23 protein-coding genes are annotated in these 21,678 nt (G+C 50.0%); 6 read left to right on the forward strand and 17 right to left on the reverse strand.

The window, feature by feature from the left end:
* Positions 1–8: 8 nt before the first annotated feature.
* The 4 genes from BAZ21_RS11645 to BAZ21_RS29585 form a co-directional block, all read right to left on the reverse strand.
* Entirely contained in the window at positions 9–440 is a 432-nt protein-coding gene (locus tag BAZ21_RS11645; protein WP_256020663.1) for a hypothetical protein, read from the reverse strand.
* Positions 441–459: 19 nt separating this feature from the next.
* Positions 460–951, reverse strand: a complete 492-nt coding sequence (locus BAZ21_RS11650) for a hypothetical protein (RefSeq protein WP_007431810.1) — start codon at positions 949–951, stop codon at positions 460–462.
* A gap of 136 nt (positions 952–1,087) precedes the next feature.
* Positions 1,088–1,570: a hypothetical protein gene (locus BAZ21_RS11655; protein ID WP_068500308.1), complete on the reverse strand. Its 483-nt coding sequence runs from the start codon at positions 1,568–1,570 to the stop codon at positions 1,088–1,090.
* A 357-nt stretch (positions 1,571–1,927) separates the two neighbouring features.
* Positions 1,928–2,041 carry a putative holin-like toxin gene (locus BAZ21_RS29585; protein ID WP_232289129.1) on the reverse strand — a complete coding sequence of 38 codons (114 nt, stop codon included), beginning with the start codon at positions 2,039–2,041 and terminating at the stop codon, positions 1,928–1,930.
* A 123-nt stretch (positions 2,042–2,164) separates the two neighbouring features.
* Between BAZ21_RS29585 and BAZ21_RS28965 the strand changes: the two genes are divergently transcribed.
* Both BAZ21_RS28965 and BAZ21_RS11665 read left to right on the forward strand, forming a co-directional pair.
* A complete protein-coding gene (locus BAZ21_RS28965; protein WP_157136339.1) occupies positions 2,165–2,341 on the forward strand; it encodes a hypothetical protein in 177 nt (58 codons plus the stop codon).
* A gap of 545 nt (positions 2,342–2,886) precedes the next feature.
* A complete protein-coding gene (locus BAZ21_RS11665; protein ID WP_068500311.1) occupies positions 2,887–3,135 on the forward strand; it encodes a hypothetical protein in 249 nt (82 codons plus the stop codon).
* 183 nt (positions 3,136–3,318) lie between these two features.
* Here the strand turns inward: BAZ21_RS11665 and BAZ21_RS11670 are convergent, their stop codons facing one another.
* On the reverse strand, positions 3,319–3,546 hold the full coding sequence (locus BAZ21_RS11670; RefSeq protein WP_007431813.1) for a helix-turn-helix domain-containing protein: 228 nt from the start codon (positions 3,544–3,546) through the stop codon (positions 3,319–3,321).
* Positions 3,547–3,848: 302 nt separating this feature from the next.
* Here BAZ21_RS11670 and efeO point away from each other — a divergent pair, with 302 nt between their 5' ends.
* The 3 genes from efeO to BAZ21_RS11685 are packed head-to-tail and all read left to right on the forward strand — an operon-like array spanning position 3,849 to position 7,948.
* Positions 3,849–4,727, forward strand: coding sequence for an iron uptake system protein EfeO (gene efeO / locus BAZ21_RS11675; protein WP_068500314.1), 879 nt, complete (start codon positions 3,849–3,851; stop codon positions 4,725–4,727).
* Between the two features lie 4 nt (positions 4,728–4,731).
* Entirely contained in the window at positions 4,732–6,096 is a 1,365-nt protein-coding gene (efeB, locus tag BAZ21_RS11680) for an iron uptake transporter deferrochelatase/peroxidase subunit (RefSeq protein WP_068500318.1), read from the forward strand.
* A gap of 25 nt (positions 6,097–6,121) precedes the next feature.
* A complete protein-coding gene (locus tag BAZ21_RS11685; protein ID WP_068500926.1) occupies positions 6,122–7,948 on the forward strand; it encodes an FTR1 family iron permease in 1,827 nt (608 codons plus the stop codon).
* A gap of 119 nt (positions 7,949–8,067) precedes the next feature.
* Here the strand turns inward: BAZ21_RS11685 and BAZ21_RS11690 are convergent, their stop codons facing one another.
* The 12 genes from BAZ21_RS11690 to BAZ21_RS11745 all read right to left on the reverse strand — a co-directional run bounded on the left by BAZ21_RS11690 (position 8,068) and on the right by BAZ21_RS11745 (position 20,460).
* Entirely contained in the window at positions 8,068–9,468 is a 1,401-nt protein-coding gene (locus tag BAZ21_RS11690) for a diaminopimelate decarboxylase (protein ID WP_068500929.1), read from the reverse strand.
* A gap of 52 nt (positions 9,469–9,520) precedes the next feature.
* Entirely contained in the window at positions 9,521–10,633 is a 1,113-nt protein-coding gene (locus tag BAZ21_RS11695) for a Gfo/Idh/MocA family protein (RefSeq protein WP_068500321.1), read from the reverse strand.
* Positions 10,630–11,790 (reverse strand): UDP-glucuronosyltransferase, encoded by a 1,161-nt coding sequence (locus tag BAZ21_RS11700; protein WP_068500323.1) that lies wholly within the window; start codon positions 11,788–11,790, stop codon positions 10,630–10,632. The genes BAZ21_RS11695 and BAZ21_RS11700 overlap by 4 nt, the downstream gene beginning before the upstream one ends.
* Before the next feature lie 17 nt (positions 11,791–11,807).
* Entirely contained in the window at positions 11,808–13,358 is a 1,551-nt protein-coding gene (locus BAZ21_RS11705) for a hypothetical protein (RefSeq protein WP_068500328.1), read from the reverse strand.
* Between the two features lie 64 nt (positions 13,359–13,422).
* Positions 13,423–14,235: an ABC transporter permease gene (locus BAZ21_RS11710; RefSeq protein ID WP_068500331.1), complete on the reverse strand. Its 813-nt coding sequence runs from the start codon at positions 14,233–14,235 to the stop codon at positions 13,423–13,425.
* 1 nt (position 14,236) lies between these two features.
* Positions 14,237–15,061, reverse strand: coding sequence for an ABC transporter permease (locus BAZ21_RS11715; protein ID WP_256020681.1), 825 nt, complete (start codon positions 15,059–15,061; stop codon positions 14,237–14,239).
* Positions 15,033–16,025 carry an ABC transporter ATP-binding protein gene (locus BAZ21_RS11720; protein WP_068500338.1) on the reverse strand — a complete coding sequence of 331 codons (993 nt, stop codon included), beginning with the start codon at positions 16,023–16,025 and terminating at the stop codon, positions 15,033–15,035. Before BAZ21_RS11720 ends, BAZ21_RS11715 begins: the two co-directional genes overlap by 29 nt.
* 92 nt (positions 16,026–16,117) lie before the next feature.
* Positions 16,118–17,248 (reverse strand): hypothetical protein, encoded by a 1,131-nt coding sequence (locus tag BAZ21_RS11725; protein ID WP_068500339.1) that lies wholly within the window; start codon positions 17,246–17,248, stop codon positions 16,118–16,120.
* Complete coding sequence (locus BAZ21_RS11730) at positions 17,241–17,486, reverse strand: acyl carrier protein (protein ID WP_068500342.1); 246 nt, start codon at positions 17,484–17,486, stop codon at positions 17,241–17,243. The genes BAZ21_RS11725 and BAZ21_RS11730 overlap by 8 nt, the downstream gene beginning before the upstream one ends.
* Before the next feature lie 17 nt (positions 17,487–17,503).
* Positions 17,504–18,880: a preATP grasp domain-containing protein gene (locus BAZ21_RS11735; protein WP_068500345.1), complete on the reverse strand. Its 1,377-nt coding sequence runs from the start codon at positions 18,878–18,880 to the stop codon at positions 17,504–17,506.
* A gap of 50 nt (positions 18,881–18,930) precedes the next feature.
* Positions 18,931–20,124 carry a radical SAM/SPASM domain-containing protein gene (locus BAZ21_RS11740; RefSeq protein ID WP_068500348.1) on the reverse strand — a complete coding sequence of 398 codons (1,194 nt, stop codon included), beginning with the start codon at positions 20,122–20,124 and terminating at the stop codon, positions 18,931–18,933.
* A gap of 57 nt (positions 20,125–20,181) precedes the next feature.
* A complete protein-coding gene (locus tag BAZ21_RS11745) occupies positions 20,182–20,460 on the reverse strand; it encodes an acyl carrier protein (protein WP_068500351.1) in 279 nt (92 codons plus the stop codon).
* Between the two features lie 351 nt (positions 20,461–20,811).
* Here BAZ21_RS11745 and BAZ21_RS11750 point away from each other — a divergent pair, with 351 nt between their 5' ends.
* A complete protein-coding gene (locus BAZ21_RS11750) occupies positions 20,812–21,678 on the forward strand; it encodes a MurR/RpiR family transcriptional regulator (RefSeq protein ID WP_068500355.1) in 867 nt (288 codons plus the stop codon).

Raw genomic sequence — 21,678 nt, forward strand, 5'->3', positions numbered from 1 at the left:
ACAGCGACTTATGTAAAACGGGTATAGCGCAGCAGACGCACCAGTTGATCCAGCCGCTCTATTTCCCGATCCCATTCGTGAAGCGGCTGCCCGGCCAAAGCAGCATTCGCTCTCAGATCACGTAGCGGGTTCATCCTGCGACCAATCAGCTTTAGCACCGTCGCCTTGCCCATATTATTGATTACCGCATATTGCGTTAAGGGATCTACTTCGATCCATAATACATGATACTGTTGAAAAAATGACAGCATTTGCTGTTTCAACTCCTCCAGTTCATCAGACTCGCCTGCGATTTGCGGATGATGATGAAAAGCCACGTAACCCATCACTCGCAAGTCACTGATGATTTGCTCCAACTGAAGCGTTTCGTTGATGTGCACACGGTTTATACGATTCCATGCATCGTTCAAATGATTTTCTGTAATGAAATTCACCCCCAATAATAAAAAAACAACCGGCTTACACGCCAGTTGTTTCCCGTTCCACAAAATACTTATTTGTCATATAATGAGCCTTGCCTCTGGAAGTGTCAACCATTCCCTTTTTACTGTCAAGAAAGACAATCTCCCGGCATTTGGTGCAGTACCACTTGGTCCGCTTAATAGGGGATTCAGTTACATACGATGTGCCACATTTACAATCTACTTTGATCAAGGTTTCTGTTGATTTGTAAGCCTGGGACAACTCTTTTAAGCCAGTATCCGGTTGTTGAATCGGGATAATGACCTCCTGATAGCTTGAATACTGATTATGCACTTTAAAATCTGCCACCAGTTCCGCATGCAGCCCAAAGTACTCTTTGCCAATCTCGGTTACAAATTTTTTGCCGATTCTGTAACACTCAAGCCATTCCTGTATCTGTTGATTAGACAAAGGTACTGTGCCCTTGATACCGCTATTTAGTGTGTAAGTCATGATGTATAAAGTATCATCTTGTCTATGTCCGTACATGAGAAGCCTCCTTATAATACACTTGATAATGTACTACAAAGCGCAAAAAACATCAATTTTATTATTTGGCAAAAGGCTATAACAGCCTAAAAAGCTCAGAGAACAGAGCATTTAGAATAAAAGCAACTGACTATTGTCAGTTGCTTTGTCTTTCCACATAGTACATGTTCGTCATATACCACGCCTTGCCTTTTTCCGTATCCACCATGCCCTTTTTACGATCCAGAAATACAATATTATTGCATTCCTTGCAGGACCACTTGGTTCTTTTGTGCGGTGACTCCTCTATATAGGAAGCTCCACATTTACATTCAACCTGAATTAACGTTTTATGCTGATTGTATGCATCTGCCAGCGGGTCCACATCTATAGCCTTGCGTTCTATCACAGGCTGTATCATGGATATGTGCTCTCTCTGCTCCGAGTATTCATTATGTACCTTAAAATCTGCTACCAGCTCAGGATTTAAACCAAAATACTGTTTGCCTACTACTGTTACAAACTTGCTGCCAATTCGATATGCTTTGATCCATTCCTGAACCTGCTTACTGGATAGGTCGACAGTTCCCTTTATGCCGCTGTTTAGCGTATAAGTCATCAAGTGTTGGTTGGGTGTCATATGTCGCCTGTTCACCTCCAATCAAGAATATACCACAGGTAGCTCTATGGAAAAGCTACTTCCTGCTACCTGAAGCATCGAGCTTTTCTGCCTTGTGATTCTTCTTCAACACCTTTATATAAGTATAACTCAAAACCTGAAATATTGGCATTTGCATTCTTAGACTACCACCAAATGCATTTCTATCCTTGTATAACTTTGTGGTACAGCCTTCTGTATTGATTATTCATGTGAGTTGCCACATGATCTAATGGTAGTTTCTTCCTTCTATATATAATACAACATTTACACACAAATTCCTACATATTTCAGCGGTTTAATATTTTATTTTTCGTCACCTTGTCAGAATAAGCCTGTTTATTTCTTTTTGTTTTGGTTCAATGCAATAACAATGGTCACGATTAATCCGATTAGCGTAACTAATAACGTACCGAACATCATCATTAATGTCAGAGCATCTTTAACCTCCACAAGTTTCATCTTTAGAATACATAGTCAATTGTTTTCGAATGCAAAAATGTTCTTTTTTAATTCATTTTCGTTTTTTTGAATTCATTCGTGTGATATATTTTCTCTTAGGGAGGCGAATCCATTTTGGAAAGAAAAAGTGTTATGGTGTATGAAGATATAAAAGAAAAATTACAATCCATAAAAACAGAGTTAGGTTTGAGTAATGAAAATGATGTTGTCAGTTATTTGATCAGTGTATATGAACACTCCGATTCTCTGCCCAAACAATCTCAAATTCAGCTCATCAAACTTATAAAATAAAGATACAAAAAAATCCTTGAGCGTATAAGTACTCAAGGATTTTTTGAACTAAACTATTGAAACGAATGGCCGTGAATGCTTTTCACTGAATCCTCATTACACATCACTTTGATATAATGGACTATCAGTATAAAAAGGTGAGGTGACTCTAATTAAATGGGAAGAGATTACTAAAACGCTCCCAGACCGTTTTGTTTTAATTGAAGCTATCAAAGTCAGTTCTAACAACCATATACGAAACCTTGAAGATATGGCGGTAATTCAGGACTACGACAACCCTCATCAAGCATGGGAAGGGTATAAACATTTTCATAAGCTGTACCCTACACGTGAGTTGTATGTCTTTCATACTAGCCGAACCGATGTGGAATTCGTTGAAGAATTCTCTTCGAAGATTCACATTCCACTTTCACCTTTAAAATAACCCCAAGCAGGTGACTCATGCCTAATCATATAAATTGGATTACCATCACGCTCTGCCCGTAGAAGCCTTTAACCCTTGAAATTCCTGCGGGCTGAGCCTATCCCAAGGGAGCGTGATGGTAATGAAACCTAATTCAAAAAATCGTAATCAAGCTTATTTTAGACACCACAGAAAGCGGGTTATCCAGCGTAAAAAACGTCTTTCAGCACAATGGGGATGGGCCATCAAATTCGACGGTGCATTCTCCAAGGGGAAAATCCATTGTTCCTGCTGGATGTGCAGTGAAAAAACTAAACGACTTGGCTATCCCAAATCAGAGCTATCAAGAATAGCTAACTGTCAGGAACAGCTTCTGGATTATGATTTTTAAACCACAAATGATCCAAACAAGCGAATGTCTAATTCTGAGACATTCGCTTGTTTTTGCGTTCATCGCAAACTCTCTATCTTCTATCCTATTTAATATCCATTCTACAAAACAAAAGCCTTCCCGACCCTCCCTCACGGTTGAAGGACCATCGAGAAGACTTTGTACCCCGCAAGGAACAAGAGGTCAGATTTTTAATTCGCCAAGCCTGATTAATTCCACGACCGCCTGTGAACGACCTTTTACGTTCAATTTTTGCATCACATTAGAAATATGGTTTCGGACCGTCTTTTCGCTAATAAATAGCTGTCCGGCGATGTCACGCGTCGTTTTGTCCTGCACGAGCAGTTCAAATACTTCACGTTCACGGTGAGTTAACAAAAACTTGTTTTTGTGGTCGTTACCCTTCGTCAATTTCACCCCTCCTTGCTCGGGTTTTGTGTGGTGTAACAAGGTTAAGGGATACAGTCAACACATTTTATGTCATGTGCTCAGGTATGGTTCAATATGCTGATAAAAATGGGCATAGGCACCTTGCTTGCTTCTTTAATGATAGGTTGAACTTTGTGTCTAAATTATGTATTGACAGGCATATGGGCCAGCCTTATGATAAGAAAAACCGCGACTGATAATCATTATCAAATAAAATTCGATATAGATATCGCGCAACAGACTATGGTTCAGGGCCAGTGTGGCCAGAAAGGGTGTCATTCATTATGAAACTACGTTATGCCGTACCGGCCGGAGTGCTGGTCTCTTCTATTCTGTTTGCAGGCTGCGGACAAGCCGGGACTGCTACTCAGCAGCCCGCTGCAGCGACCAAGGATGCGGGAGCAACAACACAGACAACGACTCCTGCAGCTTCTGCCCCCAATTTTGATCAAGCGGTAGCGGCTTACCGTACCTATGCCACCCAGCAATGCGATACGTTTGTGAAGAAGACGGAAGAATTCACGAATGCGGTCAAAGCAGGCGAGCTCGACAAGGCCAAGACGCTGTATGCTCCTGCGCGCATGTATTATGAACGGATTGAACCGATTGCGGAAGCGCTGGGCGATCTGGACCCAAATATCGATGCTCGCGACGGTGATGTGGATGCGGCGGATTGGCGCGGCTTCCACCGTATTGAAAAAACATTGTGGGAAGAAAACTCGACCAAAGGATTGGACGAGTTTGCCGACCGCTTGCTGAGTGATGCCAAGCTGCTGCGTGCCAAGGTAGAAACGGTCAACATTGACGCCAGCCTGATGGTAACGGGTGCAGTCGAGCTGCTGAATGAAGTATCTACCTCCAAGGTGACAGGTGAAGAGGAACGGTATTCCCATACGGATCTTTACGACTTCGCAGCCAATGTGGAGGGCGCCCAAAAGATATATGACATCCTGAAAACAGACCTGAACCAAAAAGATGCGGCGTTGGAAAAACAAATTGGTGAGCGCTTTGCAGCCTTGCAGCAGGAGTTGGCTCCTTTCAAGGAAGGTGAAGGCTACGTGTCGTATACAAAACTGAAGCCGGAAGAAATTAAAAAGCTGAGCCAGAACCTCGATGCCTTGGCAGAACCGCTGTCCCAAATGGGTAAATTGTTAGGAGTGTAATGATATGAAGGGCTTTAAGCGGCAAAAGGAGCAAGGATCGCAGCAGCATGCGGAATTTCATAAAGAACAGGCTGATCCGGAAAAGAAGAACACTCAACCAGATGAGGGTGAGCTGTCAGGAAAGAGTAAAACCGTATCACGCCGAGAGCTCTTAAAGCTGGCCGGGGTAGGTGGACTGGGTCTCCTGCTCGGTGGCAGCGGTGTGGGAGCTGTGCTGTCAGCCGGTCAACGCCTCGAAAGCATGATGACAGAGGCAGATACCCAGGATGTGGTCCCTTTTTACGGCAAACACCAGGCCGGTATTGTGACCCCGGCACAGGATTTCATCTGCTTCGCCGCCTTTGATCTGACGACAAGCGACAAGGCACAGGTGCGCAGCCTGTTCAAAGCCTGGACGGAAGCAAGCGCTACGATGACTTCTGGTACGCTGATTGGTAACGATAATGAAAACCTCAACCTGCCTCCTTCCGATACGGGTGAGGCGGCGGGTTTGTCTCCGTCCCGGACGACGATCACCTTTGGGGTAGGCCCATCCTTTTTTGATGGCCGCTATGGCCTGGCAGGGCTTAAACCTGCCGGATTCCGCGAGCTGCCCCGCTTCCAGGGAGATGCGCTGGATGAGCAATGGTGCGGCGGTGATATCGGGGTGCAGGTATGCGCCAATGACTTGCAGGTCGCTTTTCATGCCTTGCGTAATTTGGCGCGTATCGCCCGAGGAACGGCGGTGCTTCGCTGGACGCAGGAGGGCTTTCAGCGGACAGCACAGGCCGACCCGGCAGGCAGCACACCTCGCAATTTGCTCGGCTTCAAGGACGGTACGGGGAACCCGGACACGTCCAAGGCAGACGAGATGAAGCGGCTGGTGTGGACACAATCCAGTGACGGACCTGCATGGATGGGCAACGGCAGCTATATGGCTGTACGCCGTGTACGCATGCGGATAGAGGTATGGGATCGCTCCACACTGGGCGACCAAGAGGATACCTTTGGACGCCATCGCAGCAGCGGTGCTCCACTGGGCAAGGCCAAGGAGTTTGACAAGCTCGATCTGGCGGCTACAAGTCCGAAAGGCAAGCCGCTCACGCCTCCCACCTCTCATGTTGCATTGGCTCATGGAGACGGGAGCATGAATATTTTGCGGCGGTCTTATTCATATTCAAGTGGATTGGACAAGCAAACAGGGCAGCTGGATGCCGGACTGCTGTTCATCAGCTACCAGCGTGATCTGTTCAAGCAGTTCGTTCATATTCAGGAGAAGCTTGCACGCAATGACAAGCTGAATGAATATATTGTACACAAAGGCAGTGCGGTGTTCGCCTGCTTCCCGGGTGTATCGCAAGGCGGCTACATTGGGGATACGTTATTTTAATAGCAGGCAAGGAAGGGGATTTATGATGAAGCGGCGCAATAAAAGCTTGGGATGGGTGTTGCTGTTGACAGCTCTGCTACTGACAGTGACTCCGTTCATATCCGATTTCGGAGCGGTCGCTTTTGCACAAACAGATGCCAAAGCTGTCTCCAACGATCAGTTGATGCCTGTGGTGGGCGGAGCGCTGGTGGAAGCGGGACAAGCCCAATGGACGGAAGCCTCCAAGGATCTTAAAGAATTCCGTAACCTGTGGGAGACTGCCAAAACAAATGGCGGGGAGTCAGCCCACATCGCGGCTGTAGATCAAGCGCTTACCGACGCGGAGCAGGCGCTTGCCAGTGGTAGCGGGGAGTCAGCGAAAGCTGCATTATCCGTGCTGGCACGCTCAGTCAATGAGTATGTGACTGCTGCTGAAGGAGATCAACCAGTCCCGGCTGGAGCCACAGCAGCAGAAAAACTGCTTCCTATGGCAAAGGGTAGTCTGGCTGCGATGCAAAAAGGCGATTGGACGGCTGCCCGGGTGGATTACGACCGAATCGTAAAGGCCTGGTATCAGGTGGAAACCCCGATTCGTTCGGACAATTTTCCGGTATACAGTGCGCTGGAAACTAAAATCAGTCTCATTCGCATTTCCATGCAAGCCGAGCCGATTCGTCAAGAGCAGGCTCTTAAGGAAATGCAAGAACTGACGACCCTGCTATCCGATTATAGTCAGGGCAAGTCCGTGAACACAGGACAGGGAGCAGGTGCAGGCAATGCGGCTGCCGGAATGGAAAATGGTTCGACGGCTTCCCTAGGCGATGCAGTCCAATTGCTCGAATCCGCCCGGCAGGATGCGACAGCCAATCAGCCGGAGCAAGCGGCAGACAAAATAGGGCAGTTTATCACCCTGTGGCCTTCCGTGGAAGGACCTGTTCAAATTTCCGATCCGGCTTCGTATACAGCGATTGAAAATGAAATGACCGAAACTTCAGGTCATCTCCTGTCTTCTCCACCAAACACGGCCAAAGCGATTCAGACGATGGATCAAATGCTGGACAGGCTCCGCCCGTTGACGGAAAATCGTTCCTACACCGCCTGGGATGCCGCTCTGATTTTGCTGCGCGAGGGCTTGGAAGCCATTCTCGTGCTTGCAGCTCTGCTGGCGTATGCCAAAAAAAGCGGCGAGGCCGTGGCTGGCCGCTGGATATGGGCAGGTGCCGGCACGGGGCTGGTGCTGAGCGGAGCCTTGGCGGTGCTGTTCACCACGCTGGTGGCGGCTGCCGCCTCAGGCAGCATGCGTGAGCTGCTGGAAGGCGTCACCGGGCTGGTGGCGGTTGTGCTCATGCTGACTGTGGGCAGCTGGCTACACAGCAAATCCAACGCTGCCGCGTGGAACCGCTTTGTTGAAAACAGCGTCGGCCAAGCGCTGGCGCGTGGCAGCCTGTGGTCGCTATTTACCGTGTCTGCGCTCGCGATTATGCGTGAAGGAGCTGAGACAGCCATCTTTTATATCGGTATGGCTCCGGCCATCGAAACCTCGCAATTGCTGATCGGCATTGGCTCAGCGATGGCTATATTGGTCGTCCTGGCATTTGCAATCATCAAATTTAGCGTAAGGTTGCCGATTCGCGCCTTTTTCCTGACTGCAACTGTACTGATTTACTATCTCGTATTCCGATTTCTGGGCGAAAGTATTCATTCACTTCAGGTGGCTGGCAAGCTTCCGGGGCATACGGTCTCCACGCTTCCTTCCATTAGCTGGTTGGGAATGTATCCGACTTGGGAAACGTTTGTCCCACAAGTGGCTGTGCTGATCTTCATGGTGTGGCAGCTTGTGCGTCAGGAAATGCGCAGCTCCAAGCAGCACTAATCCAATCCATATTATTCATAATATGAAACGCCAAAACACGGGGCCGATGTGTATCGACTCCGACGGTTTTGGCGTTTTTGCATACTTACAGCATATCTTTGGTCACAGTTCATCTTAGGTTACAGCGCATCCTCGGGCAACGGAATCATGCGCTGATGATGCAGCAAATCCGTGCGGTCACCGTGTTCACGAATCACATGCACCTCCCCGCGAAAATCGAGCAACTCTGCCGGGGTAGCATGTCCCAGAAAATGCACTGGACTATAGCTTAGTCCATAAGCCCCCGCGTTTGGAAAGACGATATAGTCGCCCTCCTGAATCGGGGGAAGCTGTGCTTTTTTCACCATACAATCCTCGGGAGTACAGAGCGGGCCAACAATGCTTACTGTTTCCAGCTCCAGCGATGCTTCGATCGGATGCTCCTCTATCCGGTTTGCAGTCTCCCCTGACAGCTCAACAGTCATGGTCTCCTGAATAGGAGCGTTTCGCTGCTCCATACGCATGTTAGCACCCATTTCCCGTCCTTCACGTTCCGTCACCTGCCTGCGCATAATTCGCACCGGGTAGTTGTCCCGAAGGCGGCGGCCCCGAAAGGTAGCCGAGACATAATGATTCATGCCGCCATCAGCCACCACAAACTTCTCTCCCTTGGACTCCTTGGTATACAATGCCCGACAAACATACATGCCCGCTTGAGCAACCAGATACCTGCCGCTTTCGATAATTAGCGTAACTCCCGGCATACGGGATCGGGTCTGCTCCGCGAGTGCATTCAGCCCGTCGATGACTTGCTCCATATCCAATGGCTGCTCATGAGCAAAATAAGGGACACCAAACCCCCCGCCCAAATTTACCGTATGCATGGCAACACCATACCGGGCCTGTACCCGTTCCGCCAACTGCAGCGTATTTGCAAATGAAGCCAGAATCTGATCCGCTTTTAGCATTTGCGTACCTGTATATACCTGGATGCCTTGAAAATAAACATGTGGGCAATCCTCCAGCGTCTCAAAAAAGGAATCCAGCTGCCCTTCATCGACACCAAAGGGACGGGGAACACCGCCCATTTTAATCGTCGCCCCCGACAGATCATTATCGGGATTGATACGAACCGCAGCCCTGACAAACAAGCCTGCTTGCGCGGCAATGTCCTCCAGTAGACGCAGCTCCCGCACCGATTCGACATGAATGCAACCGATTCCGCAGGCTACCGCCTCGCTCAGCTCGGCTGCCGTTTTTCCCGGCCCGGCGTACAGCACGTCTTCCGCGGCATATCCGGCCTCCATGGCGACGAACATTTCCCCGGCCGAAGCGATCTCAACGCCGCAGCCCAACGAGCGCAGCAATCCCGCCAAGGCTACGTTGCCGTTAGCCTTAAGCGCGTAATGCACACGCACAGCCGGATGCAGCCGGGCCAACAGCGAGCTGACATGAGCATACATCGCGTCTCCGTCGTAATAATAAAATGGTGTCGGATGATTACCGAAACGCTCCAGCAAGGACTCGTCCTTTTCAACCATCTGCTGAAATCCCCCTCTCTTCGCTTTTCTTTCCTCAGCACTTTGAACATACTCATACTGCATAGATCGTCTCGCCCGAACGCGCAGCCTCATGAATGGCAGCCAGCAGTCTGACTCGCTCAGCGGCCTCACGGAACGGAATCGGCTCCGCTTCGCCCCGGATGATGCTGCAGAAGGCCTCCAACTGATTGACATAATAATTTATAGGCTCAAAAACGGTTTTCATTTTGGATGGCAGCTGATGCGACGGTCCCTCCTTTGATGCAGCCGTAGCCGTTATATTCGGCGTGATGTCCTTTACTAGTTCCGTGATTTCCGTCATTTCTGTCTTGAGTGTCATTTTATAAAAACCTAAATTTGCCCGAAAACAGTCCTGCAAGGTGACCACCGCCGAATCAAAGGTCAGTATATGAGCGCAGCGATAAGGCCGCTCGAATGAAAAGAGGGCCGACGCCTCCAAGCCGCCCGGATAACGGGCCTGTGCGTGAAATGTCCAGTCACAGCCATGGGGACCGTCGAAATCCGATTGGCTGCGGAATTCGGCCTGTTCTAATCCAACGACGGCCTGAAGCAGTTGAAGCCAGTACACGCCCAAATCCCAAAAGCATCCCCCGCCCTGCTCCGGCCGGGATCTGTAATTGTGTGCATGCCCATCCTTGGCGGGAATGCACAGACTAGTCGATATGGAGCGTAAACGACCATAGCAACCTGATTCCACGATCCTTCGCAGCTCGCGCTGCCAAGGATGATGCTGCACCATGACTCCCTCCAGCAGGTAAGCACTGCTCTGCTCAACAATCGCGGCCAAGGGAATCAGATCCGCCGTATTCAGGCATAACGGCTTTTCCACCAGCACGTGCTTGTGAGCCTGCAGTGCTTTGCCAATCCACTCGGCATGCAGGTCGTTGCTAAGTGCAATATATACAGCGTCGATCTCCGGGTCCTTCAGCAAATCCTCGGCATGCCGATAAACGACACTGACCCCAAAACGCTCTGCCATTTCTTCCGCCTTGGCAACCGTACGATTCGCGAGCGCGGTCACACGGGCCCCTGCAACGTGCCCAATCGGCTCCAGCAATGCACGTGGGGCAATGGCAGAACAGCCGATGATTCCAAAGCGGATATCTCCTACCGCAGGTTCATGTGCAGCAGCGGCGACGTTCATGACCCTTTCTCCATTCCCGATGCGCCTGCCTGCATTTGGATGCTATTCACATACGACTCCACATAGCACGGCGTCTGACTGCGCAGCTCCACGATCCTCCGATGTATATTTTCCAGTACCTCAGCACTGCCGCCATAGGTTTCCATCCACGTCTCGTAGCGCATGCCTAGTCCCAGACGTTCCCACAGATCCGCATTATGCTTCTCATGCACACCAAACGGCTCCAGCATAATAAGCGGAGTAGCTGTAGCGAACGAATCGGTCATGCTGCCTCCACCGGGCTTACTGACAATGGCTTGGACATGGCATGTTCGGTCCAGCAGGCTATGGTAATCTGACCCAACCCGATACACCGTCTCCTCGCCCGATTTTACCTCTCCGAAAGGTGGAAACGTATGCTCTCCAGCTTCATTTCGCTGCCATGTTCTCCACTGCGGGTCCATCCGAAAATAGCGTATATTGTCCCGCTGTTCATCCGGTTGATCCTGATCATACAACAGCAAATCCAGTTCCCAGCCGGCCTCTTCCAGCTGTCCAACCTTGTCACGATATGTGCCCATACCCCAGCCGCCGCCATGTACGAATAAGCGGGATTGCCGTGCTTCAAAAGGGATATAATCTACAGTCGGAATATCAATATAGTGGCTGACTCTATTCTTGTCATTTTCAAATAAAGTCGTTTCTGCACAGCCATCAGCAAAATTCGGGTTATGCTTGGCTAGATTTTTCCAGGAAGGGGGAGGTGTCGAATCCATATATACGATGTCCACATGCACTGACCCCGGCTCTCTCCGTTTGCGATACTCCTCCAGTACATACATCCAATGACCGGATAAGCATATAAAATACCGCCGATCCTCCGCCATCCATTGGTTCAGCAGTACTTCCATTGCTGCAGGGTCCAGTGAATTGCGCATATCCTGCGGCACCTTCTGTGACATTAAGGCTACAGCAAAATTGTCGTGATAAGCTTTGCGGCTTTTGTCGACCCGGAGACGGGCCGATTCCGGCAGCACATTTTCAAACACATGAATTGCCGTATCGAAGCCCAGTCTGCGAAAACCCGCTTGCAACAACAAACCGGGGGTATAAAAGCCCAGCCCGAAACCGGAACACAAAATCGTTATCTTCGTCTGCTGTTCTATACTTGTACGCATGCTCATACGCCTCCCGTTTAATTCAGCACTGTAAAATGATGCTCCGCCAAAAAACGCTCCAGCTTTGTAGTCAAACGCATTTTGTCTTCGTCCCCCGCAGCAACCAGCTCCAAATAAAGACGACCCTTTCCTCGGGTCCGTTCGCTTCCGGCAGCTTCTTTTTTACCATTTAAGCCCGGCTTAGCCACGCCATTCCCTTCTGATCCGCCATGATCGGCACTCATCCCACTCACGCGAACCTGCTTGGCAGATGATCTGCCTCCGCGCACGGTTGCATTGCTATTGCTGCTTGTTGTGCTTGATATGCTTGTATGGCCTTCAATCCTGTTTTCCCCATCTCGTCCACCTGTGTTCACATATAACGTATTGGCGCCCAGCGGCATTATGCCTTCCTCACGTTCCCCTGTGAACAGCAGTCCTTCACATTTCAGCCCTTCCAGCAGTTCCTCATAAGACAGACTGCCGTCATGGGACAGCGAATAATTCGTCAACGTGCCACGCATGTTTTTCGCTGCCAGAAAATTATCGAGCTGATGCTTGATCAAACTCATCGACTTGCGGGCGTTAATTTCGATAATCGGCTCCAGCTTCCCGCCACGGAGTGTCATGGAGTCAATGCAAACATCACCGTAATATCCATCCTGATACAACTGCCGCCCCACGTCCTGCATTAAGCTAAAATAGCCCTCGCGTTCCAGCCGTTCCATAAAAGCCTCGTCCGGCGACAAAGATTCCCGATAGGCAAATTGAGTGTTGGCCAGCCATTGCACGGATAGGATATCCACCCTCCCATCATCACCAATCGAAAATTGGCATGAAAAGTCCTGCTCTTTTTCCAAAAAAGGCTCCAGAAGGAATAACACCTGTTTGCCTTTGCGCTCCTGTCCACGCAAATACGATACGATCCGGTCCAGCATTTGTGTCGAAGTAATGTGCAGGTTTCCTTTGCCCGATACGCCAAAATCATCCTTGATTAAAAAGCTTCCATCCCGCAGCAGCTTGCGCCCCGCCTCAGCTACATCCGCAAACGAAGTCACGATATGGCCCGGATTACGCAGACCGAGGCTGCGTTTGAGATCAGAGGAATAGGTTTTGGCATTTACCTTGCGAATCGTCTCCAGCGCTGGCTGATGCAATGTGATTCCCCAGGCACGGGCAGCCTCTTCCACATGCGGCAAACCCGCAAACGGGCTGAGCACACAGCCCTCCAGTTGAGGGAAGCCCTCTCTGGCATCGGCCTTGCGGCTGCCCAGCAGCTCAAAAACGGAAGCCGCCGATACGTTGCCGCCGGCTTGCTCCATTCCGTCCGTTAAATCCCGTTCATTGACAGCCGGATGAAAGCCCAGCTCTGCGATATACTGACGATGCACGGGTGAAATCGCATAACGGGTCAATAATGCATCTCCCGGCTGACAAAAGCTGAACAGCAGTTCATCCATCGCCGCTACAATCGCTGAAGATGCCCGGTCAGGCAGAGCGGGCAGGGAAGCCAACTGGGCGTCCCGCCAGTATGCCTCCGCTTCGAACGTTCCCATATACAAATGACGCTGGCTCGGTATCGCATTCATGTCATTCGCTTCCTTTCTTGCTTCGTTATTAGCCTACTATGACTAGCCTACTATGACAGTAGCGCTACTGGCTTGCACTCGTATAATCACGCAGCGCAAACTGCCATATCAAACGGATGATCGCCAGCAGCCAGAGAGGTGCGAGAAATGCCCATACAATCAAACCGATATCCATTTTGCCGAGAATAAACATGGGGGGAAAGTTACAAATGACAAACACCGGAAGCACGAACAAGCCGATACGCTGAATCAGGTTGCTATACACGGCCATCGGCACATAGTTGGTCTCGAAAATGCTGTTGGACAGCTCTGTTACGCCGTTCGTGCGGATAATCCAAAAGGCCAGCAATTGTGGCAGCAAAAATACGGAATAGGCCGTAAGCACCCCGCATCCGAGCAACACAGCGAAGCCGCCCACGGTTTCCAAATCAAATGGCAGCCCGAGTCGAACCCAGCCAATGCCCGTCATGATTCCGCCGCCCACTACATTCGGCACGGTGTATCCCAGCTCGAATTGGCGCAGTGTCACCATAAATTGCAGCGACACCGGCTTGGTGATGAGCACGTCCAGTGAGCCGGTACGGATTTTGTCAGGCAGACTTGTAAAATTACTGTAGAACAAGCCGCTGTAAAATCCGCTCATCATCGTAAATACGCCGATATATAGCAGCACCGCATCAGGAGTCCAGCCGTTAATGTCCGTCCCGGCCCGATATGGAACCGAAGCGTACAGCAGCTTGATGAGCAAATAAGCCGTTTCAACCAGAAACGCAGTAATAAAATTAATGCGGTATTCCATCTGCGACATGACGGAGAACTGGACGAATTTACAGTACAGTCTGATGTAACGCCCAACGTTTCGGAAAACATTTTTCATGTTAGCCTCCCACCGAGACAAAGCGTTTGAGCCCGGCTTGCCACACCCAGCGTGATACGCCCGCCAGCACTGCAATCCAGATCCATTGCACGCCAATGCCTTTGGCGACTTCCAACACAGCCAGCTTACCCGTTAGCGCGTTCACCGGAAAAAATACAGTGTAGCTGAACGGCAGCAAGCTGAACAGACGGGCCAAAGCATCTCCAAAAATCGTCAGCGGGAACACGGTACCGCTAGCTACGTAAATGACAAGCGACAGCGTATAAAATAATCCCGCCGATTCCGTCACCCAAAAAGCTATGCCGCTCAGCGCGTAATAGACTACAAAATTGAGCACAAGCGCTCCCGGCAACGCCAATATGTAAAGCAGGATATTGGACAGCCCGAAGCCGATACGTCCGTCCAGACTGAGACATAGCAGCAAAATAGCAGCCGCCAGCAGTACGACTGTGGATTGTACCGCTTTGCCACCGATAAATCGGCAAAAACGGTAAGCAAAATAATGCACAGGCTGCACCATGAATTTGGCCAATCCGCCTTCCTTGATATCTGTAGCAATTTCATATTCAAAGCCCGTGGCAATCAGTTTTCCGGTCACGCCCGCCATAACGACATAGACCAGCATTTCCGGCAGAGAATAGCCCAGCACTCTTGCCTGTCCCGAAGAGCCGAATACCGCAAGCCAGAGAAAAATTTGCGTCATGATCGGCAGCATAAATCCCGCCATCTGCAGCCAATAATTGGCCCGGTATTCCATCTCGTTTTGCATGCCAAGCTGGAGCACCTTCACATATTTGTTATTTCGCATCAGCCAGTCTGCCCCCATCGTACAAATTGGCTATCCCCTCTTCCAGCGGGACATCCTCAATCGTAAAATCAACGACAGGCAGTGCATCCAAAATCTTTTTGGACCAGGTCAGAGTATCTTCTGCATCCAGTTCAAATACCGCCTCCAGTTCGGAGCCAGAGCGCAGCTTGCCGAGTCCCGCCAGCGTCAGGTTAGGTACGGGAGTCTCCAGTCGAACCTTGAGCAGTTTGCGAGCACCGATGACCTCGTTCACCTTGTGCAAATCTCCGTCATAAACCAACTGGCCACCGCTAATAATGATGGATCTGCTGCATAAATCCTCAATATCCTTCATGTAATGGCTTGTCAGCAGGATGGTCGTCCGGTGTGCGCGGTTATAGGCTTTGAAAAACTCACGAATCCGCCGCTGGGAAACAAGGTCCAGTCCGATCGTCGGCTCGTCCAGTAAAATAACCCGTGGGCGATGCAGCAGCGCAGCGATCAGCTCCATTTTCATACGCTCGCCGAGAGATAGCCGCCGCACCTGTACATGAAGCTGCTCCTCTACACCAAGCAGGGTGACCAGCTCGTCCAGCGCCTCTTTATAACGTCTATCTTCTATTTCGTAAATAAGCTTGTTCAGCTCGAACGACTCACTTGCAGGCAAATCCCACCAGAGCTGGTTTTTCTGTCCCATCACGATGGAAAACTGACGTTTAAACTCTTTTTGTCGCTTCCACGGGGTAAAACCGAGTACCGATGCTTCCCCGTCACTGGGATGGAGAATGCCGGACAGCATTTTGAGCGTCGTTGTTTTGCCCGCCCCGTTCGGACCGAGAAACCCGACAATTTCGCCTTCCTCAATGCTGAAGCTGACATTTTGCACGGCCTTCTTGGTCAGCTTTTCCCGCCTGAACAGGTTTTGTAACGATTTGCGCACGCCCGGCTCCTTTTTGTAGTACGTAAACGTTTTCGACAATTGATTCAATGTAATGGACGGCAATGAATTCCCCTCCTCTTCCCTCTGTCCGTGACACCTTGATGACATGCCTGATCCGACTGGCCCAAACGATTTAACCGAACGCTCGACCTGAACTAATCGGCTGCCTGCTCCGTTAAAACCATTAATTTCTCCAGCATATGCCGCTGTCTTTCAATCAGATTCAGAGCGCGTTCCCTAATCTCAGGTATCCGCTGCTTTCGCAGTTGGAGACCTGTTTTGTAAATATACAGATTGAGCTTATGCCAATCCGCGTACAGCGATTGCGCCAATTCAATCACATGCTGTGCCTGCGGTCCCAGCGTAGCCTGATGCCGCAGGCAATAATCAGCGGTGTAATCCGTCAAATGAAGGGCACTGCCCAATCGCAGATTGTAATAGATTTCATGACAGTACGTCCGAAAATCCTGATCCTCCATATCTGCCAACAAGCGGAAATCGTCGACAAATGCCCGGTACCCCGCATCCCCCCGCTTGACCTGCTTGCCTGTTGCAGCCTTTCCAGTCTGATTGGCCGACTCATCTGGCGAAGGCACGCCTCTCCAGACCGCTTCGTGCCCAGTCACATACTGACGAATATGGTATGCACACGCAGCATGCAACTCGCCTGGCGAAAGCCGGACAGGCTGCTCCACCAGCCATGCATACTCAATAATACCCTGCATCAAATCATCAAGCCGGGCCGGTCCCACATAAGTCATAGCCTGTCCCGAGGAATCCAGCAGGAAGCTATCATTTACCTGTGCCGTCCGCTCCCCCAGGTCCAATCCGCACAGCTCAATCACATGACCCCTTGGGTAATTTTTCACATATACATCGTGATAAGTTAAGGCCGTGCTTGACGTATGCAACATCGTGCCGTAGCCAGATGTGAGCACCCGCAGCAGGTCGGTTTCATCGCTTACGCCAGCGATCCACGGCTCCACCCGAATCACGGGTCCGCCGCTGGCCGCCATTTCTTGCAGCTGTTCCGGGTATTTCTCAGGTCCGAAGCGCTTCAAATCTCCGCTATATTCCGCGCACATGCTTCCACACAGCATGAACAGCTCGGATTCTGCCATGTTCACCCCATAGCGTCGCAATGACGTGCGCAGAGATGAATATACACAATGCTTTCCCGGAAGAGCGTTGGCTTCTTCTTCAACAGCGTGGTCAACAATGGAATCATGACGACTATCCATGCCAGATTCCTGCACAGGTCTGGTCTTCGCCGCGCCCTTATGCATATTTACCCAGCAGACGTTCAATGCCTTGCAATGTAGATAGATGCTCCAGCACCAGATCGTCGTCCTCCATCGTAATATCAAGCTCATTTTCCAGCTCCACAATCAATTCAACAGCAGATAGAGAATTCAGCCCCATGGTTCGCAGGTCCTGATCAGGAGCCAACTGTTCAAGCTCGCCCGGAGCCAGCTTTAATACCTTTTCCAGCAAGGGTACTACATGGTATACATCTGTTTTCATCTTAAATTCCTCCCGAATTATGAGCATGCCAATCCAGCGATGATCCCTTCCAACTTGTGCGCACAAGCTTCTGCTTCCTGCCAGTTGTCTGCCAAAATAAGTGTAAATATTCGGTTCACATAGCCCCGTTTTACAGGAATATCCGATAGCGTGCCCGCTGTATAAACAAACACTCCTTGAGGGCGTTCCGGTGTATAAAGCAAGCCCTCCTCCGCGAGTAACTCGCACAAGCGACTATAGGTAAGGGGTGAAGCGGTAACGTTACGATAGTAACGGGACAATGTTTTATGCTGCTCTCCCAAGACAGAGGACAGGAACGAGATGTAAGTAGACAGGGTAAATCTGCCGTTAATCTCGATCACCGGAACCAGCAACCCGTCTTCATCCACAAAACCGTCAATGGAGGCCATACCTGTATATCCGATGGAATACAGATAGGTTCCCAACTGATAGGCGCAGCGTCTCACTTCTTCCTCCAGTTCAGCGCCAATATCAGCCGGAACCTGAGACCCGATATATACGGTGCCGTCCACGTTTTGCCTTTTTAGCGAAAACATGGTCACACCGCCGCTCTCGTCGATACAGAGCTGATAGTTCAGATCCATCTGTTTGTTGTGCCAGCGCTCCACCAACCAACCGCCGGAGGACGGCGACGAACCGCCGAACCGCCGCATCACACTCAGCAGCGTGTCCAGCTTGGACAGCTCGTCCAGCATATACATGCCTTGTCCCGAGGCACCATGCGGCTGCTTGATAATCAGCTTCACAGGCCCGTCCGCCAACTCAGCCAGCCTGACACACTCTCTGCGGATCGCCGCTTCGTCTTCGCACACAGCACCTTCACTGACAGCAAAACCAAGCTTTTGCGCAGTCAGGCGACTGAATATTTTATCATTCACCTGAGCGCTGACCGAGGACGGAGCGCCGATCAGCTCCAGCCCGCAGTACTCCGCAATCGCTTCCTCCTGCGGTGTGACCGCATACGGAACGAGCCACGCTTTGGCTCCGCCGCTGCTGTGGCCTGCTTCCGCAACCGCGCGCAGTCGCGCCAAAAGCGCCTTGTCCGCCAGCACCAGCTCTGAAATCGGCGTTAGCGGGTCAGACGGCTCAGGCACCTCAATACGCGGCAGACTAAAGCCCAGCCGCTGAAGCATGTCCAGAAAAGCCTCATCCGGCTTTTCGCGAAGTACAATAACATCCTGACTTCGGCACAGCAGGAGATTCATTTCCTCCATCCGGTTTACGACCTGCTGTTCATCCCGATCCACCATCCCCCCCTTGCGGGGGGACGGATGCCATACCTGCTCTGCGCCGATATTGAACAGCCAAATCAGTACACCATGATCTCGCTCATGAGCAAGCGCTTCCACAAGATTCATCGTTTTCGTCGTCACGTTCTGTCATCCCTCTCTTCCATCCCGTAACAAACAACATTCACAGGACACTATATATATTTCAAAGAGCCTGCTCCATGCAGGTATAAGACGCTGCATTTGGAGCATACGGGCGTCAAGCCCTCGTGATTAATCTTTTGACGGGTCTTCTCATATGCATCCGAATTCCATATCTCCTCCAGACTGTGCTCACGCAAGCTTCCAATCGTGAACTCACTGAAAAATTTGCAAGGCATAACCTTCCCATCCGGCAAAATATCCGTTCTGGAGGTGAGTGCCAGGCATTGGTTGGAGCAACGGCTGACCATTTCCTCGCCATGTATAAATTTATCAATCTCCTCATAATCCAAACCGGGCTGATAGCGCACACGGATGTTCCACACCCGCTCATTGATCCGCTGCAGCTCCTGCATCAGAGGGTCGATGTTATCCGGGTTGATTTTATATTTGAAAGCATGCCAGCTACTGATATTATTTTCTTCAAGCTGTCGGAGCCAAGAGAAGTTACGTGTAAAATATTCATCCATTTTGAGGGAGGTTTCTTTGGAAATGTACCAGGGGAACGTCAGCAGCACCAGATCCAGCCTTTTGTCCTCCAGCATTTGCAGAAATTCGTACATTCGTCCGATCATGTTATCGTTAATGACCGCATGGACGGTTACCCGTCCTTTGTACAATCCCTGGTCACGCAGTTCAATCAGCTTATCCATCTGCCGCATCGTTTTTTGAAAGGTGCCTTTACCGCGAATCAGATCGTGTTCTCTTTCAAAGCCTTCAATCGCTATTAACAGCTCCAGATTTTCAGATAAATCCAAAATCCGGTCCAAATATTTGTCAATTAGTAATCCGTTCGTACAAAATGTCATTTCGCGCCGGTCTTCCGCCAGCACGTCCAAAATTTCGTCAAAACGCCGGTGAAACATCGGTTCACCGCCCCACATGTATAGCCGGGATTTGGCTTCCTTGGTCTCGCTCAAAATTTGCCGAAGCATGTCCGGGGCGAGATCCATATTTTGCTCTTCTTTATCCATTTGATGATGATAGCCTTCCTCGTTCCATTCAAAGCAGTGTGTACATCTCAGGTTGCAGCGGTTGGTCAGCTTAATGCCGATCGTCTGGGGCATGTCCGTTTTGAAAGCAGGGTCCTGGGTTGCGTTACGATAAGACACGGAAGCGTTTTTCAGGTTACGCTTGATGAGCTTGAACGCCTTCTCATCAATCAGCACATTGCTTTTGGGCTGCATGCTAACACCTCGTTTAATGGATTTTCAGGCAAAGTGTACCTAAGCCAAAGCCGCCTCTTAGACCGTCTTTATTCCTTCCGGGTGTGGCACTTGTTCCGCCTCACTGATCCCCTGTATGTAGCTGCAAAAGGCATCTACCGAGCGCAAATGTTCCAGCTCAAAGGAATCAAAATCAATTTCCACATCAAACGCATCCTCCACTTGCAGCATGAAATGAACCAACTGCAACGAATCCAGCCCAGCATCATGAATAATGTCCGAATGTCCATCCAGCTTAGCGACCAGTTCAGGATCTTCCTTGACCGCGCCGATCATTTCAATCACTCGGCTTTGCATAGCAACTCCTCCTTGTGAATGAGATTCTGTTCGTTCCGCACAACAATGCCCACTGCAAGCTCCTTGAAAAATCCCTTCACTGGAACTTTATTCAATTATACTCCTCCAATGAAGAGACAAGTCAATAGGTTGTTTTGTAAATAAAACTCGAAATATGCAAATTAATGTATGCTTGTTTCTACAATTTTTGCAGCCCATTTTTTCGTAAAATCTAACAGATATTCTCCTCACATCTCTTGCATGCAGGGCATAATTATTTTACAATATACACGAAAATGTTTTTCTTTATTTCGTTAGATATAACGATATTTTTTTTCATCAAAGCATTTTACAGCCAAAGGAGCGCAGCTCATGTCCCCTATCCTTCATACATTAGCCCATAGACTGGAGCAGCTCCCCGTACAAGAGCGCAGGCTGGCGGAATCCATTCTGCAATCCCCGGAAGACGTGCTGCACCTGGGTATTCGGGAACTGTCAGAGCGTTGTGGTGTGAGTGCGGCGACCGTTACACGGTTTTGCAAATCACTACATTTTAAAGGCTATCCTGATTTCAAAATGAAGCTGGCCGCCGAGCTGTCCCATTCAAATCGTAATGGTGAAGAATCCTACCAGGACATTGTTGCCGGGAATTCACTTTCCCGTATCGTGCAGGCTATTCAGGCAAACCATACGGCATCTATTGCGGACACAACTCGGCTGCTGGATTTCGACAAGCTGGAGCAAGCCATTACGTGGCTATCAGCCACAAACCGCATTGATTTGTACGGGATGGCGACATCCTCGATTGTGGCGCAGGATTTTTACCAGAAGCTCATTCGTATTGGCAAAAATAGCACCGCCTTCGCTGATTCGCATATGCAGATCACCTCTGCTTCCTCGCTCGGGTCGGGAGATGTCGCCTTTGCTGTCTCCTACTCGGGGGAAACCCAGGAGACGATCGCAGCTCTGCGCTGCGCAAAGGAGCAGGGAGCCAGGACACTATCCCTGACCTCCTTCGGCAACAACACGCTGGCGGGTATTTCAGATATTGCTCTGTTCTCCTCTTCGCTGGAGGAAGGAATGCGGCGAGGAGATATGGCGTCCCGTATCGCCCAGCTTCATATCATAGATATCCTGTTTACAGGTATGGTGAGCGCAGATTTTGACAAATATATTCCGAGATTGGAAGGTTCATATCAACAAGTGAGCAAGCTCAAAAAACAACCAGGGGGCCACTAA

This window comes from Paenibacillus kribbensis (assembly GCF_001705305.1).
In the GTDB taxonomy this organism is placed as follows: domain Bacteria; phylum Bacillota; class Bacilli; order Paenibacillales; family Paenibacillaceae; genus Paenibacillus; species Paenibacillus kribbensis_B.